We start from the raw sequence: 14,539 nt of genomic DNA on the forward strand, positions 1-14,539 counted from the left end.
TTTTTGCGCTGCTCTTCACCCCGCTGACGGTTTCTCACGACTGATCGTGAACAGGTTCTGAGAGCCGATCCTCGCTTTTGCCTGGATGCCTCGACGGAGCATCCTTACCGGGTGCCTTGGCGCCTTTTGTATGTCCAGCTCCCCCACAGAATCACAAATGAGTGTGACGTTCGTGCCCGACTTGTGTCTGCATGTCGCTCAGCCCCTTGAGGATGCCGCAAGTTTTCACGGATTGCTCCGACTCGCAGCGTTGGCGCAATTCCGTCAGTTGCTCCCTGAGAAGGGAGAGTTCACGAATACGCTCGTCCACATGGGCGATGTGCAGATCAAAAACTGAATTGACCGCCTTGCAGCTTTCCGCCTTCCCGTTTGCCAGGGCGAGCAGGGTGCGTATTTCTTCATGACTCATGTCCAGGGCCCGACAGTTGCGGATAAAGCGCAAACGATCAAAATGCCCGGGCCCATATTCACGGTAATTGCCCGCGCTACGGCCTGCTGCGGGTAGCAGTCCTTCTGCCTCGTAATAACGTACGGTTTCGACCGAGCATTGCGCCAGTCGAGCAAGTTCGCCGATTCGCATGATGCGCTCCGAATTAGTCGTCAGTCACACAGATTCTGCCATGTTCGGCCCGCGTCGTTCTCGCAAACCTGTGCGATTGACTGCCGGTTTGACTCTATAGTTACTTTAGGGTGTGAAATAAGTCTACTACGTATTCCCGCCCGGAGTTTGACCGTGTCTCATCAGCAAAACCAAGTCCCGCGCCAAAGGCAAGCCAGCGATTGCCATGCCGGCGGAGATTCTTGCTGCCATCCGTCATTGGATTCTGCTTGCACTTCGTCCTGTTGTGGCTCTGGAGATGCCGTGTCGCCGGAAACCTGGAGGCCGCTCGTGCTGGCCGCGGGCGCAGCTGCGGGAGCCGAGGCGGCTCATTGGCTGGATGCGCCGGGCTGGCTTTCTGCCATGCTTGCCATCATGGCCGTGCTGGCTTGTGGCACTTCGACGTACAGGAAAGGCTGGCTAGCCCTGCGCCATGGCAATCTCAATATCAACGCATTGATGAGCATCGCAGTCAGCGGTGCAATGGCCATCGGGCAATGGCCCGAGGCGGCGATGGTGATGGTGCTTTTCACGCTGGCCGAACGGATCGAATCCTTTTCGCTGGATCGTGCGCGCCAAGCAATCCGGACGCTGATGAGTCAGTCTCCCGAGACCGCAACCGTACAGCAAGCGGATGGGAGTTGGTGCGACCAGCCTGCGCGGGAGGTCGTTCCAGGCTGCATCGTTCGCGTCAAGCCGGGAGAGCGCATTGCGCTGGACGGTCGCGTAACCGGCGGGCATTCCACGGTTAATCAGGCACCAATCACGGGTGAAAGCTTGCCGGTTGAAAAAGAAGCGGGCGATCCGGTGTATGCCGGAACGATCAACGAATCCGGTTCGATGACGTTCGAAGTTACAGCCAGCGCCCGGAACAGTACCCTTGCACGCATCATCCATGCTGTGGAGGCTGCCCAAGGCTCGCGGGCGCCAATGCAGCGCTTTATCGACCGATTCGCCCGTGTGTATACACCCACGGTATTCATTCTTGCATTGGCTGTTGCCATTGTTCCACCCTTGCTGTGGCAAGGTGAATGGCTGGCCTGGTTGTACAAGGCGTTAGTCCTGCTAGTGATCGCCTGTCCTTGTGCCTTGGTGATTTCAACTCCGGTGACCATCGTCAGCGGTCTGGCGGCCGCAGCGCGTCACGGACTTCTTGTCAAAGGTGGCTCCCATCTGGAAATAGGCCGCAAGCTGGCCCATATCGCGCTCGACAAGACCGGCACGATTACCCATGGCAAGCCGGTATTGACGGATTTCGTCGTGCTGGCTGGCCTATCGGAAGCCAGGGTGCGCACGCTGGTCGCGAGCCTCGCCATTCATTCTGACCACCCCGTATCCCGCGCGCTGAGCGGCCTTGCCGCAATCTATGGCGGTGCACTTGAGGAAGTTTCGCATTTCAGGGCGCTGCCGGGGCTGGGTACGCAGGGGGAAATCGAAAGGACGCGCTATACGCTGGGCAAACATCGCCTGATCCATGATCTCGGGCTGTGTTCCGATGCGCTTGAATCGCAATTGGCGGTACTGGAAACGCAGGGAAAGACAACGATCATCCTTGCCGATACCGAACAGGTGCTTGCCGTGATGGCCGTGGCTGACACGGTCAAGGACAGCAGTCGCCAGGCTGTCGCGGAATTGCATGAGTTGGGCATCCATACCGTCATGTTGACAGGTGACAATATCCATACCGCCAAAGCGATAGCTACTCAGGTCGGCATTGACGAGGTGCGCGGAGAACTGTTGCCTGAAGACAAGTTGCAGGCAGTTGAGAGTCTGCAGGGCGATGGGCAGCTGATCGGGATGGTTGGAGACGGAATCAACGATGCCCCGGCGCTTGCACGGGCTGACATCGGATTTGCCATGGGGGCAGCCGGCTCCGATACGGCTATGGAGACGGCGGATGTGGCGCTGATGGATGACGATTTGCGCAAATTGCCGCGTTTTATCCGGCTTTCTCGCGAAACCCATGCCATCCTCGTGCAAAACATTGTTCTGGCCTTGGGCATCAAGACTGTGTTTCTTGCCCTGACCATGGCAGGGGCAGGAACCATGTGGATGGCGGTTTTCGCTGATGTGGGCGCCAGCCTGCTGGTGATCGCCAACGGGCTGAGGCTGGTCAGGAAATAAGAATCGGGGGCCAGGCAGTGAAGCGCCACGCCCCCGATGCTGCTGGCCGTTTAACGATTCATATCGATGACCACTCGCCCGCGTACCTTGCCGGCCAGCAAATCTGCGGCAACGGCAATTGCCTCGTCAAGGCCGATTTCAGTGGTCAGGGTCTCCAGTTTTGCAGTGTCGATGTCTCTTGCCAGACGATCCCAAGCGGCTTCGCGCACGGCTTTGGGGGCCATGACACTGTCAATGCCATACAGCGTGATGCCGCGCAGGATGAATGGCATGACTGTGGACGGGAAATCCATGCCTTGAGCGAGCCCGCAGGCCGCGACAGCGCCTCCGTAGCGCGTGCCGGCACAGGCGTTGGCGAGTGTGTGGCTCCCCACCGTATCAATCGCACCGGCCCAGCGCTCCCTGGCCAGTGGCTTTCCCGGCGCGGCCAATTCGGTGCGATCGATGATTTCCGAAACCCCTAGCGCCTTGAGGTATTCCGCCTCGCTCGTGCGACCGGTAGACGCCACTACGGTGTATCCCAACTTGGATAGCAGTGCGACGGCGATGCTGCCGACCCCGCCATTTGCGCCTGTAACCAGAATCGGGCCATCGGACGGCTTGATGCCGTGTTTTTCAATGGCCTGCACGCACAGCATGGCGGTGTAGCCGGCGGTGCCAATCGCCATGGCTTGCCGTGCGGTTAATGCGGCAGGCAAGGCGACCAGCCAGTCTCCGTTTACACGGGCGATCTGTGCCAGCCCGCCGCAATGCGTTTCGCCTACGCCCCACCCGTTCAGCAATACCTTTTCGCCCGCTCGCCAGCCTGGATGGCTGCTTTCAAGAACGGTGCCCGCAAAATCGATCCCGGCCACCATCGGGAAACGGCGCACGACCGGAGATTTTCCGGTGATGGCGAGTCCATCTTTGTAATTGAGCGTCGACCATTCGACCCGCACGGTGACGTCCCCTTCCTGCAGAACGCTCTCGTCGATCTCCTGGTAATGGGCATGGTAGCCGGCGTCATCCTTGTTGATCAAAATGCCTTTGAACATGTTGTTTCCTTTCGTAATTAGACTGATTGACTATAAATTGGCGAAAAAAATCAAGCCTTGGGCAAGGCCTGCAGGAACAGATCCAGAAATATGCGCATCGGCTTGGTCGTACGGGATAGACGTGCCCGAAGCACTGCGCCCTCCCAGCCGATCCAGAACGCATGTGCCAGTAGCGAACAGTCTGCTTCCGCAGCAAGCTCTCTTGCTGCGACTGCTTCCCGGAGGCAATCCGCAAGCCGTTGCTCCCAGTCGGCAAAGATCTCTTCCAGGCGAATCCGCATTGCGGGGGAGATGCAACTGACTTCCTGGCCCAGATTGCCGACCAGACAACCGCGTGCGAAGTCGTGGCGCTCGACGCCGTCACGAGCTTCGTCGACGAATGCCTTCAATCGCGCCAGGGGTGACAGGGAGGCGTTGCAGAAATGCTTGGTTAGCTTGCGTGCGAAATACCCGGCATAAGCCTCGATTGCCGCTGTTACAAACGCATCCTTGCTCTCGAAATAGTGATAGAACGAGCCCTTGGGTACCTTCACCTGCTTGAGCACGTCATCGATGACGGTCGCGCTTATTCCCTGCTGCGTGAGAATTTCGACCCCGCAACGGATCAGCAGTGCACGGGTATCGGCATACTCAAGCCCGCTGCGTGCAGGACGGCCGCGCGGACGACGGGGAAGCTCCGGGTTCGGGTTCATTACAATATATTAGACCGATTTGCTATAAATTGTCTGTGTCGCAAATGAGTTTTTCTTTCCCGGGCCATGCTTGCCGGGTGCCGTTTATCGGAGCAAGCTATCCGGCTTTGTAAAACAGTGTGTTCGGAGCTGGGGAAAATGCATAAACCGGTCAGGAGACAGGACAGGGAAACAGGCGCGGAAGAGGCGGAAAGCCTGCTGGCTGGCTGCCTATATGGAGTCCTTGCGACAACTTCCGCAGACGGGCAGCCCTACGCCGTCCCGCTGAGTTATGTATTCCATGCCGGCAACATCTATTTTCATTGCGCCCCTGAAGGGCAAAAACTCGACAACATCCAGGCCAACCCGGCTGTTTCATTTTGTGTCGTCGGGCATGTCAAAACCTTGCCGGGCAAGTTCTCGACAGAATATGAAAGCGCGGTCGTTTTCGGTGCCGCCGAGGAAATTCATGGTGATGAAAAGCAGGAGGCCTTGCTGAAGATTCTTGAGAAGTACTCGCCTGACCATATCCCCCAGGGGCAAAAATACATTGCGGGAATGTTCGAGCGGACCGCAGTGGTCAGAATCGCTATCAGGCATTTGACCGGCAAAGCGAGGCGATGATCCAAAACGTTAGCCGTAGCTATTGCGAAGAGGGGCAACGCAACCGGAATTGGAAGACAGGCGCTACCGATTCAGTGTTTGCGAAGCTATGGCTTCGACGAAGCAAACCATTCGATCAATGTTCGGCGCAGGCCAAGGCCCGACAGCCGTTGATTAATGACATCGTGGTTGCCCCAGATCACGTTGGCCAATTCGCCGGCAGCCACCCGAGATTCGATTTCACGGCAATACAGGCCAAGGTCGCGTTGTACATAAAAGCCATAGGTGCGACAGGCAACCGGGCGCTGCGGATAGACCGGGCAGGCATTGGTGCGCTCATCCAGCATGGGGCAGGTCAAAGGCCGTGCAGTCTGATCTGCAAGCGCCGCAACCCGTAGCGCAATAGCGGTCTGATCTTCACCGGATAGCTGCGCCAGCCCCTCGCGCAGCAATAGCCATTCTGCTTCGGTCAGCAGGGGGACCTCTGCCAAGCGTCGGCAACATCCATCGCAACCTTTGCCGCACAGCCAATCGGAATGGGTGTCCCGGATGGATTGGACGCGCTCATCAATGTTTCTGTGAAGCAGTACAAGCAGATCAGTGCGATTGGTATTCATGGTGACAACAAGTTTTTTGCGGGGCGTGCAGTTGGCTTGCAGGTAGGACAGGAAGGTCAAATTTGTGCAATACGCACCGCCGCGGCGTAAAGATGGAGGTGCTGCCCCGTCCCTTTTCCTGTAAAACAGGGGCAAAAAGCAAAAAGCCCTGATAAATCAGGGTCTTGTCGTTTCTGGCGGAAGCGGTGAGATTCGAACTCACGGGGGACGTAAATCCCCGACGGTTTTCAAGACCGCTGCCTTAAACCACTCAGCCACGCTTCCTGTGCAGGCACGCATATTAGCGTGCCAATGCTTGGGCGTCCAGATTTCGCCTGAAGGAGTTTGTCGCGCCTGTTGGAGTTCAGCTTGCGAGTTTTGCCAGAACGGAGAAGCCGGCCAGCGTCGCGTTGGCTGCATGTTCTCTGGCCGGAGCAAGACGGATGCGGTAGTTTCTGTTTTGTGCCGACATCAGGTATTCGCGGTTTTCTTCAAAGCTGTGCTGCGGTATCAACAGGAAACGGCCCTGGTTTTTTGCAGGATTTTCCGGCGCGAAAATGGCGCGGAAATGATTCATGTCTGCCGATCTCAGTTCGACCAGAATGGGGGCCGTTGAGATCGTTTCGATGCCGGCGCTGACTTTGCCGTCCTTCCTGTTGCAGATGCGTCGGACAATGCCTATCGACAGCGGCTGGCTCTGATCTTCGGCTTGAACGCCTACCACATCTCCTGCGCGCAGTTTCAAATCGCTGGTGCAGTGGAATTGCACGCCAAGGCCGTTGGCGCTTTCGTTTTCCACATTCCACTGCGTTGTCGGGAATTGAGGGCGCGAGCCGGGATCCGGGGCTGGCAAGTCGGGGTTCGCATTTTTCTGCGGATGTTTTTGCAAAAACTTTATGACGGATTCCAGTCCGCGAATGACATGGATCGATTTCTTCGTCGCGCGCCTTTCATGCCTGCGCGAAGGGGCAGGAACGTCGCGTGACCACAGGTTGCCCAGTTTCTGCAAAAGAGCGAGGTTGGCCGGGAGCCGGCTTTCTTCGGGAAGTCCGAGTGTTGCTGGTGGTGTGCCGTTTGCCAGTTGGGTATGTATGTCGCGTATGTGTTGGGTCAGGGCGTCCGTGAACCAGTAGCGCCAGTTTTCGCCAACCATGTCGCGGCGCAAACGTTTTGGGCCGGAAGACCCCGCCAGGTTGATGGAGAAAAGCTGGCGATGCGGGCGGAAGATGGTTTCCAGTTCGATTTGGTCAACCCATTGCTCCAACCAGCGCACGGTCAGCTCTATCTGGTCGGGCTGAATTTTTTCCGGCTGGGTCAGCGACAGCATGAGGATTTTCAGGTATTCGCGCCCGATGGTGGTTGTTGCTGTATCTGCGTAAGGCTGTAGCGGCGTCGAAGCAAAACCTTGTTGCTCGGCAAAAAGGTACATCCGATTGATATGGCGCCAAGCTTTGCTGTCCATCTCCATGTAGCGCGAGTAATTCCACCTGGCGTGCTCAAAGTAGTAAGCCATGCTGCGCAAAGTAAACAGCGCCAGCGGTTTTCCCTTGCCTTGACTTGAGGATTGCATCGCTTGCTTCAGGCAAATCTGGTAAGCGTTACCCATTTCAAGCCAGAAAGAAGTGATGGTCAGCAGTACCTGAGGAAGTGGCGCCCCTTGGTCGAGGATTTTACCGTGGTAAACCCCCACCAAATGCATCTGCAATGCGCGGGCTTTTTCGTCCAGATAGGGGATGGTTTTGAAGCGTTCGTTTGCGCTGGTTTTGTTGTTCTGATTGAGTTGCTGCAGCGCCTTGACGATCTCGACCTGCGCCATGAGCATGTCGCTTTCCGGCAGGGCTTGAAGCATTCGTGTCGCAGAGCGGTAATTGTGCACCCCGTTCTCAGCTGTATCCCTTCCGAACAGCGAGCTGATCAATCCTGCGATATCGAACATGGCGGCTCTGGATGAATTATTTCAAACCCGAAAAGAATAAGGTAAAGCCCATTTAATCGCAATGGGTTTCCAGCAGGGCCGAAATTCGGGTTGATGCTTGCTCCAGAGCAGTCAGATCTTGAGTGTAGGCAAAGCGCAAGAAACGATTGCGGGCATCGCTTACACCGAAATCGAGACCGGGCGTGACGGCGACCGCTTGCTCCCGTAACAGTCTTTCGGCAAGCAGTGGGGCGTTGTCGGTAAGCTTGTGTGTATCAGCCCAAAGATAGAACGCGCCTTCGGCTTGTGCGGGAAGAACGAATCCCTGTTGGATCAGCAATCCGGACAGATATTGCCGGCGCGAATCCAGCGTTTGCCGGCGTTCTTCCAGCAAGGCCAGTGTTTCGGGATGAAATGCGGCCAAGGCGGCGTATTGGGCCGGTGTCGGGGCGGCCAGAAACAGGTTTTGCGCGAGTTTTTCCAAGGCCGGAATGTGTTCCTCCGGAGCAACGAGCCAGCCCAGGCGCCAGCCGGTCATCTGGAAGAATTTGGAAAAACTGTTCACCACGAAAATGTCGTCGGCGACTGAAAGCGCTGTCTCGTGCGCTCGTCCGTATACCAGTCCCTGATAAATCTCGTCAACGATCAAGGCACCACCGCGCTGGCTGCAGGCGGTTGCCAATGCGGAGATTTCTGCCAATTCGAGCACGGTGCCGGTCGGGTTGGCGGGACTGGCGACGAGAGCGGCAACGGTTTTTTCCGACCAGTGTTTTGCGATATCTGCCGGTGTGAGCTGAAAGCGCGTATCCGCTCCGACGGGAATGTTGACCGGCCGACCTTCGAACAGACTGACCAGATGGCGGTTGCAGGGGTAGCCAGGGTCGGTCAGCAGTACTTCGTCGTCGCGCCCGACCAGTAGCGCGAGGATGAGTTGCAAGGCACCCGATGCGCCGGGCGTGACGATGATGCGCGCCGGATCGACCGTAACACCGAAGCGGTCGCGGTAAAAGCCGGCAATGGCTTCGCGCAATTGCGGCAATCCAGCTGCACCGGTGTAGAAAGTGCGCCGCTCCGCAAGCGCCCGCATTCCGGCCTCGATGACCAAGGGGGGCGTCGGGAAGTCGGGCTCGCCCACTTCCAGGTGGATGAGCTCGCGCCCGGCGGCTTCCATTTGCTTGGCTTCCTCAAGGATGCGCATGACGTGGAAGGGTTCAATCTGGGCAATCCGGGCGGCGGGCGTCATCATGGGGCGGGCGTGGTTTGTGATAGAATCCATGAGTTTAGCTGCCCGGTTTCGTTCTTCCAATGTGGCAGCAGTTTCAGGATGAAATGAAGCAATATGATCAGCTCTAACAACATTACCATGCAGTTCGGCGCGAAGCCTTTGTTCGAAAAGGTTTCGGTCAAGTTCGGTGACGGCAACCGCTATGGCCTGATTGGCGCCAACGGCTGCGGTAAATCCACTTTCATGAAGATTCTCGGCGGCGATCTCGAGCCGACCGCAGGCAATGTCAGCCTCGACCCTGGCGTGCGGCTGGGCAAGCTCAAACAGGACCAGTTCGCCTACGAAGAGCTGCGCGTGATCGACGTGGTCATGCAGGGGCATGCCGAGCTGTGGGCTGCGATTCATGAGCGCGATGCGATCTACGCCAACCCGGAGGCGACCGAGGACGACTACATGCACGCGGCCGAGCTCGAAGGCAAGGTCGCGGAATATGACGGTTACACCGCCGAGGCGCGTGCCGGTGCGCTGCTCCTTGGTGTTGGCATTCCGACCGAACAGCACAATGGCCCGATGAGCGAAGTGGCGCCGGGCTGGAAGCTGCGCGTACTGCTGGCTCAGGCGCTGTTCTCCGATCCGGATGTGCTGCTGCTCGATGAACCGACCAACAACCTCGACATCAACACGATCCGCTGGCTGGAGAATTCGCTCAATGAGCGCAATTCCACCATGATCATCATCTCGCACGACCGCCACTTCCTGAACCAGGTTTGTACGCACATCGCCGACGTCGATTACAGCACGATCCAGATCTATCCCGGCAACTACGATGACTACATGCTGGCCTCGACCCAGGCGCGTGAGCGGCTGCTGTCCGACAATGCGCGCGCCAAGGACAAGGTTGCCGAACTGCATGCGTTCGCCCAGCGTTTTGCTGCCAACAAATCAAAGTCGCGCCAGGCTACTTCGCGTCTGAAGCTTGCGGACAAGATCAAGGAAAACATGGTCGAAGTGAAACCGTCTTCGCGCCAGAATCCGTATATCCGTTTCGACTACGACGAGAAGCAGAAGCTGCACCGCCAGGCTTTCGAGCTGACCAATCTTTCCAAGTCTTTCGACAAGCCATTGATCCAGAGTTTGAATCTGATTCTGGAAGCCAACCAGAAGCTGGCCGTGATCGGCGGCAACGGCGTGGGCAAATCGACACTGGTCAAGATGCTGGTGGATGTGCTCAAACCGGACAGCGGTTCGGTGAAGTGGGCGGAAAAGGCGCAGATTGGCTACTTTGCCCAGGACCACGAGGAAGACTTCGAAGAAGACATCACGCTGTTTGACTGGATGAAGCAGTGGGGCCAGCCGGGCGACGACGATCAGGTCATCCGCGGCATCCTCGGGCGCTTGCTCTTCTCCGGGGATGACGTGAAGAAATCGGTGAAGGTGCTTTCCGGTGGCGAGAAGGGCCGCATGCTCTACGGCAAGCTGATCCTGCAGCGCCCGAATGTGCTGGTCATGGACGAGCCGACCAACCACATGGACATGGAATCGATCGAATCCCTGAACCTGGCGCTGGAATTGTTCAAGGGTACGCTGATTTTCGTCTCTCACGACCGCCAGTTCGTCAGCTCGCTGGCAACCCAGGTGCTGGAGCTCAACGGCGACGGAACCTACGAGTACTACACCGGCGGGTACGAGGAATATCTGGAAAGCCGCGGATTGGAATAAATTCGGCTTATCCATACAAAGCACAGGGGCGCACAGACGCCCCTGTTTGTTATGATCAGGGTATCGGCAAAAAGAACATAACTTTCATGAAGAGTGGCCTGAGCGACGTTTTTCACAAAATTGCCAGCTACCGTTTCCAGATGGCGGTGCCGGGGCAGCTTTCGCTGATCCTGCACCGCATCTCGATCGCGGGCTGGGTGTTGCTCGGCGTGCATTTGGTCGGAACGGTCGGGTTCTATTGGCTTGATGACAAGAAAAGCCTTTCCGACGCGCTGTACATGACCATCATCACCATCACCACGGTAGGGTACGGTGAGATCGTGCGGGTGGACAGCATCGGCGCGCGTCTGTTCGTCGGACTTATTGCCATGTGCGGGTTCGGTACCCTGACTTTTCTTTTTACCAGTCTCTCGGTGTTCTTCCTGGAAGCCGATCTGGATCTCAGCCTGCGGAGGCGGCGCATGCAAAAGCAAATTGACAAGCTGAATGGCCATTACATTGTCTGCGGCTTCGGCCGTGTCGGGCGCAACGTGGTCAGCGAACTGGCGGTAACCGGGCGGAAGTTCGTGGTCATCGACACCAACATGCAGGTTATCGAGGAGCATTCCGCTTCGGAGCCTGGCATGCTCTGGCTGCATGGCGATGCGGCGGATGACGACGTATTGATGCTGGCCGGTATCGAGCGTGCCGCCGGCGTATTTGCCGTGATCAGCGACGATGCCAAGAACCTGATGGTTTCCTTGACAGCCAAGCAGCTTAACGCGCAAGTGCGCGTAGTGGCGCGCGGCCACGAAGTCCAGAACTCGGTCAAGATTCGCAAGGCCGGTGCGGATGCCGTGGTTTTGCCGGATTTCACCGGCGGCATGCGGATCGTCTCAATGATGGTGCGTCCCCAGGTCTTGAGCATTCTCGATGACATGATGCGCAGCGAGCGCGGTGTCCGCATGGAAGAGGTTCCTGTTCCGGCCAATTTCCAGCCCAGAAGCCTGCGGAGTCTTGATCTGCAAAGCCCGGATTACATTCTGGTCGGCATCCGCGAAAAATCTGGCTGGCGTTTCAATCCTGACGGGGATTCCATGATTTCCCCGGGTCAAGTCCTGGTACTGATGGCCACCCCGGAGGGGTGCCGCCAGGTTGAAGCCTTGTTGGCTTGAGCGGCATGTCCGGTATCGATCCCTCCATTTTCAAAGCCTACGATGTGCGTTCCACCGTGGACCGGCTGACGCCGGAAGCTGCGCGATTGATCGGTCGGGCCATGGGTAGTCTTGCGCGCGAACGCGGTTTCTCGCGCATCGCCGTGGGGCGCGATGGCCGCCTGTCGAGTCCTGCCTTGGCTGCGGAATTGAGCGCCGGGCTTACCGACTGCGGAATGACCGTGCTGGAAATCGGACTGGCTGCGACGCCGCTGCTGTATTTCGCCGCTTTGCGCCAGGCGGATGGCTGCGGTGCGATGGTGACCGGCAGCCACAATCCGCCCGACTACAACGGCATCAAGCTGATGCTCGGAGGAGATGCCGTCGATGGCATCTCCTTGCAGTCCTTGCGTGCCCGGATCGAAGCCGATGACTTTGTGACCGGGACTGGCGAGATTGTGCCGCTGGAGGTGGCCGCGCAGTATCTTGAGGCCGTACGCGTGGCGCTTCCCGTGCTTCGCCCGCTCAAGGTGGTGATCGATTGCGGCAACGGTGCGCCCGGTGCGGTGGCGCCGGAGCTCTACCGACGTCTTGGTTGCGAAGTCGTGGCGCTGTACTGCGAGGTGGATGGCCGCTTCCCGCATCACCATCCCGATCCGCAGGTGGCGGCCAATCTGGCCGATTTGCAGTATGCCGTGATTGAGCATGGCGCAGACGTCGGCCTGGCTTTCGATGGCGACGGCGATCGTCTGGGTGTGGTGACCCGGCAGGGGCGGATCGTGCCCGGAGACCAGTTGCTGGTGCTGTTCGCCCAAGCCGAACTCGCCCGGCGGCCCGGACTGGTGCTCTACGATGTCAAATCCAGCCGTCTCGTGGCGCGCATGGCGGCGCAATACGGCGGGTGCAGCGCGGCAATTCCGACCGGCCATTCGCACATGAAGCGGGCGCTGAAGGCGCAGAATGCATTGCTGGCCGGCGAGTTGTCCGGGCATTTCGCTTTTGCGGGCTGGGACGTGGACGATGCCTTGTACGCAGGGGCCAAGCTGCTGCAAATCTTGGCAGGCGGAGCCGATCTGGATGCCGAGCTGGCGCGCTACCCGCAAGTTCTTGCTTCACCCGAACTACAGGTTAAACTGTCCGAAGACGGTCGCGCTGTTGTCGGGTACATCGCAGAGAATGCCGACTTTCCGAGCGCAGCGCATGTTTTTACGGTCGACGGCTTACGGGTCGAGTATCCGGACGGGTTCGGCCTGATCCGCGCGTCCAATACCACGCCGGTGCTGACATTGCGCATCGAAGCCGACGACAGGCAGGCGCTTGCGCGCATCCGTAACGAACTCGCGGCCGCGATTGTGCCGCTTCCCTTTCCCGACTGGAATGAAGAATGAGCATGAACCTTCCTCCCTATCACGTCATCGCAGCCAATGTGGCGGCAGCACTGGCCGAAGACATCGGCGAAGCTGACTGGACCGCCATGCTGGTCCCCGAAGCGCGGACGGGCTCGGCCACCGTGATTTCGCGCCAAGCCGCAGTTATCTGTGGCCAGGCGTGGTTCGATGAAGTGTTTCGTCAGGTTGATCCGCAGGTGCAAATCGCCTGGCGGGTTGCCGAAGGTGACGCTGTGGAGCCTGGGGCTGTGTTGTGCGAAATCAGCGGCGCGGCGCGCAGCCTGCTGACCGCAGAGCGCAGTGCGCTGAACTTTCTGCAAACGCTCTCCGCCGTGGCGACGGAAACGCGCCGCTATGTGGACATAGTGCAGGGAACTTCAGCCCGCGTGCTGGATACCCGCAAGACGTTGCCGGGGCTGCGCCGGGCACAGAAATATGCGGTGCTTGTCGGCGGAGGAGACAACCAGCGCATGGGGCTGTATGCCGGAATCCTGATCAAGGAAAACCACATCCTTGCAGCCGGATCAATTCGGGCCGCGCTGGAAGCCGCGCAAGAGCTGGCGCCAAGCCATGTGCCGATTCAGATCGAAGTGGAAAACCTGACCGAGTTGGACGAGGCCTTGGCCGCGGGCGCTACGTCGGTATTGCTCGACAACATGAGCAATGGCGACATGCGCGAGGCTGTGGCGCGTTCGCGCGGTCAAGCGGAGTTGGAGGCTTCCGGCGGCGTGGATCTGATTTCGGTGCGGGCCATTGCCGAGACGGGTGTTGACCGGATATCCATCGGCAAGCTGACCAAGGATGTCGTTGCTGTAGACCTATCAATGCGTTTGAAAGTTTGAGGAGGGGACATGCAGGAAGCGGAGCAACAACAGGATACAACGCGCGCAGAGGAAGCTGCCGGGAGCGGGCGCGCCTTGCTCCTGAAGAAACTTCGCTTGCCGCTCATGATCGTTGGCGGTGTGCTCGCGGCCATCGTGTTTTTGCTGATCGGCATCTGGATCGGTTCGGCCAAGCGGAGTTCGGACATCAAGCAGTACGAGGAGCGGATTGCTACGGCAAAAAAACAGGCGGAAAGCGCAGTGAGCGAGCAGAAGGTGCTGGAAGTCAAGCTTGAAGGCATTTCCGGCAGCATGAAGATGCTCAAGGAAAGTGAAGAAAGCAAGAATCAGCTGATCGCCAGGATGCAGGAAAAACTCGAATGTTTCGAGCAGGCCGCGGCCCAGGCGCTCGCGGCAGAGCAGACCACAACGCAAACAGCCGCCGCGAAGCCCGGCGCACGAACGAAGTCCGAGTCGCCTCCCAAGGGCTATGTCCGCTTCGGCAATTCATCGTGTACCCTGGTCGCTGGCGGAAGCAGCAGCAATTGGAAGGAATGTCTGAAGCAAGGCAAGCCGGTTGGTAGCGCGGAAAAGAAGGCGGCTCCTGCAGCGGAAAGCGGCGAAAAGCCCGGAGAAGCCGCCGTCAAGGGGGCCGTAAAAGGCCATTGAGTGGCTTGGTGCCCAATAAAAAACGGGAGCGGTTACGCTCCCG

General features: G+C 58.3%; 13 protein-coding genes and 1 tRNA gene. 7 read left to right on the forward strand and 7 right to left on the reverse strand.

Annotated features, from left to right (window positions below):
• Positions 1 to 151 precede the first annotated feature (151 nt).
• Positions 152 to 580, reverse strand: a complete 429-nt coding sequence (gene cadR / locus BMZ36_RS11200; protein ID WP_091196460.1) for a Cd(II)/Pb(II)-responsive transcriptional regulator — start codon at positions 578 to 580, stop codon at positions 152 to 154.
• A gap of 282 nt (positions 581 to 862) precedes the next feature.
• On the opposite strand from cadR, the gene BMZ36_RS11205 reads away from it, so the two are divergent.
• Positions 863 to 2,722: a heavy metal translocating P-type ATPase gene (locus tag BMZ36_RS11205; RefSeq protein WP_245747908.1), complete on the forward strand. Its 1,860-nt coding sequence runs from the start codon at positions 863 to 865 to the stop codon at positions 2,720 to 2,722.
• Between the two features lie 50 nt (positions 2,723 to 2,772).
• On the opposite strand, the gene acuI is transcribed toward BMZ36_RS11205, so the two are convergent.
• Positions 2,773 to 3,756 carry an acrylyl-CoA reductase (NADPH) gene (acuI, locus tag BMZ36_RS11210; protein WP_091196323.1) on the reverse strand — a complete coding sequence of 328 codons (984 nt, stop codon included), beginning with the start codon at positions 3,754 to 3,756 and terminating at the stop codon, positions 2,773 to 2,775.
• A gap of 50 nt (positions 3,757 to 3,806) precedes the next feature.
• Positions 3,807 to 4,448, reverse strand: a complete 642-nt coding sequence (acuR, locus tag BMZ36_RS11215) for an acrylate utilization transcriptional regulator AcuR (protein WP_091196326.1) — start codon at positions 4,446 to 4,448, stop codon at positions 3,807 to 3,809.
• A gap of 138 nt (positions 4,449 to 4,586) precedes the next feature.
• Here acuR and BMZ36_RS11220 point away from each other — a divergent pair, with 138 nt between their 5' ends.
• Positions 4,587 to 5,051 carry a pyridoxamine 5'-phosphate oxidase family protein gene (locus BMZ36_RS11220; protein WP_091196463.1) on the forward strand — a complete coding sequence of 155 codons (465 nt, stop codon included), beginning with the start codon at positions 4,587 to 4,589 and terminating at the stop codon, positions 5,049 to 5,051.
• An 86-nt stretch (positions 5,052 to 5,137) separates the two neighbouring features.
• Here BMZ36_RS11220 and BMZ36_RS11225 read toward each other — a convergent pair whose 3' ends face one another.
• From BMZ36_RS11225 to BMZ36_RS11240, 4 genes are all read right to left on the reverse strand, one after another.
• Entirely contained in the window at positions 5,138 to 5,647 is a 510-nt protein-coding gene (locus BMZ36_RS11225; protein ID WP_091196465.1) for a YkgJ family cysteine cluster protein, read from the reverse strand.
• A 174-nt stretch (positions 5,648 to 5,821) separates the two neighbouring features.
• Positions 5,822 to 5,911 (reverse strand) — tRNA-Ser (locus BMZ36_RS11230).
• Between the two features lie 79 nt (positions 5,912 to 5,990).
• Positions 5,991 to 7,562, reverse strand: a complete 1,572-nt coding sequence (locus BMZ36_RS11235; RefSeq protein ID WP_091196330.1) for a cyclic-di-GMP receptor FimW-related protein — start codon at positions 7,560 to 7,562, stop codon at positions 5,991 to 5,993.
• 52 nt (positions 7,563 to 7,614) lie between these two features.
• Positions 7,615 to 8,817, reverse strand: a complete 1,203-nt coding sequence (locus tag BMZ36_RS11240; RefSeq protein ID WP_245747909.1) for a pyridoxal phosphate-dependent aminotransferase — start codon at positions 8,815 to 8,817, stop codon at positions 7,615 to 7,617.
• A 63-nt stretch (positions 8,818 to 8,880) separates the two neighbouring features.
• On the opposite strand from BMZ36_RS11240, the gene BMZ36_RS11245 reads away from it, so the two are divergent.
• The 5 genes from BMZ36_RS11245 (at position 8,881) to BMZ36_RS11265 (ending at position 14,496) form a co-directional block, all read left to right on the forward strand.
• Complete coding sequence (locus tag BMZ36_RS11245; protein WP_091196338.1) at positions 8,881 to 10,485, forward strand: ABC-F family ATPase; 1,605 nt, start codon at positions 8,881 to 8,883, stop codon at positions 10,483 to 10,485.
• Between the two features lie 86 nt (positions 10,486 to 10,571).
• A complete protein-coding gene (locus BMZ36_RS11250) occupies positions 10,572 to 11,639 on the forward strand; it encodes a potassium channel family protein (protein WP_218142711.1) in 1,068 nt (355 codons plus the stop codon).
• Positions 11,640 to 11,644: 5 nt separating this feature from the next.
• Positions 11,645 to 13,006 (forward strand): phosphomannomutase/phosphoglucomutase, encoded by a 1,362-nt coding sequence (locus BMZ36_RS11255; protein ID WP_091196342.1) that lies wholly within the window; start codon positions 11,645 to 11,647, stop codon positions 13,004 to 13,006.
• Positions 13,003 to 13,848, forward strand: a complete 846-nt coding sequence (gene nadC, locus BMZ36_RS11260) for a carboxylating nicotinate-nucleotide diphosphorylase (protein ID WP_091196345.1) — start codon at positions 13,003 to 13,005, stop codon at positions 13,846 to 13,848. Before BMZ36_RS11255 ends, nadC begins: the two co-directional genes overlap by 4 nt.
• A 9-nt stretch (positions 13,849 to 13,857) precedes the next feature.
• Positions 13,858 to 14,496: a hypothetical protein gene (locus tag BMZ36_RS11265; protein ID WP_091196348.1), complete on the forward strand. Its 639-nt coding sequence runs from the start codon at positions 13,858 to 13,860 to the stop codon at positions 14,494 to 14,496.
• The last annotated feature ends 43 nt before the right edge of the window (positions 14,497 to 14,539 follow it).

The sequence above is a fragment of the Formivibrio citricus genome (assembly GCF_900115065.1).
Lineage (GTDB): Bacteria > Pseudomonadota > Gammaproteobacteria > Burkholderiales > Chitinibacteraceae > Formivibrio > Formivibrio citricus.

What these genes read in the sequence shown, in the direction of transcription:
- BMZ36_RS11220 (WP_091196463.1), top strand. Translation starts at nt 4,587, where the DNA reads ATGCATAAACCGGTCAGGAGACAGGACAGGGAAACAGGCGCGGAAGAG.
- BMZ36_RS11225 (WP_091196465.1), bottom strand. Translation starts at nt 5,647, where the DNA reads ATGAATACCAATCGCACTGATCTGCTTGTACTGCTTCACAGAAACATT.
- BMZ36_RS11240 (WP_245747909.1), bottom strand. Translation starts at nt 8,817, where the DNA reads ATGGATTCTATCACAAACCACGCCCGCCCCATGATGACGCCCGCCGCC.
- nadC (WP_091196345.1), top strand. Translation starts at nt 13,003, where the DNA reads ATGAGCATGAACCTTCCTCCCTATCACGTCATCGCAGCCAATGTGGCG.
- acuI (WP_091196323.1), bottom strand. Translation starts at nt 3,756, where the DNA reads ATGTTCAAAGGCATTTTGATCAACAAGGATGACGCCGGCTACCATGCC.
- BMZ36_RS11235 (WP_091196330.1), bottom strand. Translation starts at nt 7,562, where the DNA reads ATGTTCGATATCGCAGGATTGATCAGCTCGCTGTTCGGAAGGGATACA.
- cadR (WP_091196460.1), bottom strand. Translation starts at nt 580, where the DNA reads ATGCGAATCGGCGAACTTGCTCGACTGGCGCAATGCTCGGTCGAAACC.
- BMZ36_RS11250 (WP_218142711.1), top strand. Translation starts at nt 10,572, where the DNA reads ATGAAGAGTGGCCTGAGCGACGTTTTTCACAAAATTGCCAGCTACCGT.
- acuR (WP_091196326.1), bottom strand. Translation starts at nt 4,448, where the DNA reads ATGAACCCGAACCCGGAGCTTCCCCGTCGTCCGCGCGGCCGTCCTGCA.
- BMZ36_RS11255 (WP_091196342.1), top strand. Translation starts at nt 11,645, where the DNA reads ATGTCCGGTATCGATCCCTCCATTTTCAAAGCCTACGATGTGCGTTCC.
- BMZ36_RS11265 (WP_091196348.1), top strand. Translation starts at nt 13,858, where the DNA reads ATGCAGGAAGCGGAGCAACAACAGGATACAACGCGCGCAGAGGAAGCT.
- BMZ36_RS11245 (WP_091196338.1), top strand. Translation starts at nt 8,881, where the DNA reads ATGATCAGCTCTAACAACATTACCATGCAGTTCGGCGCGAAGCCTTTG.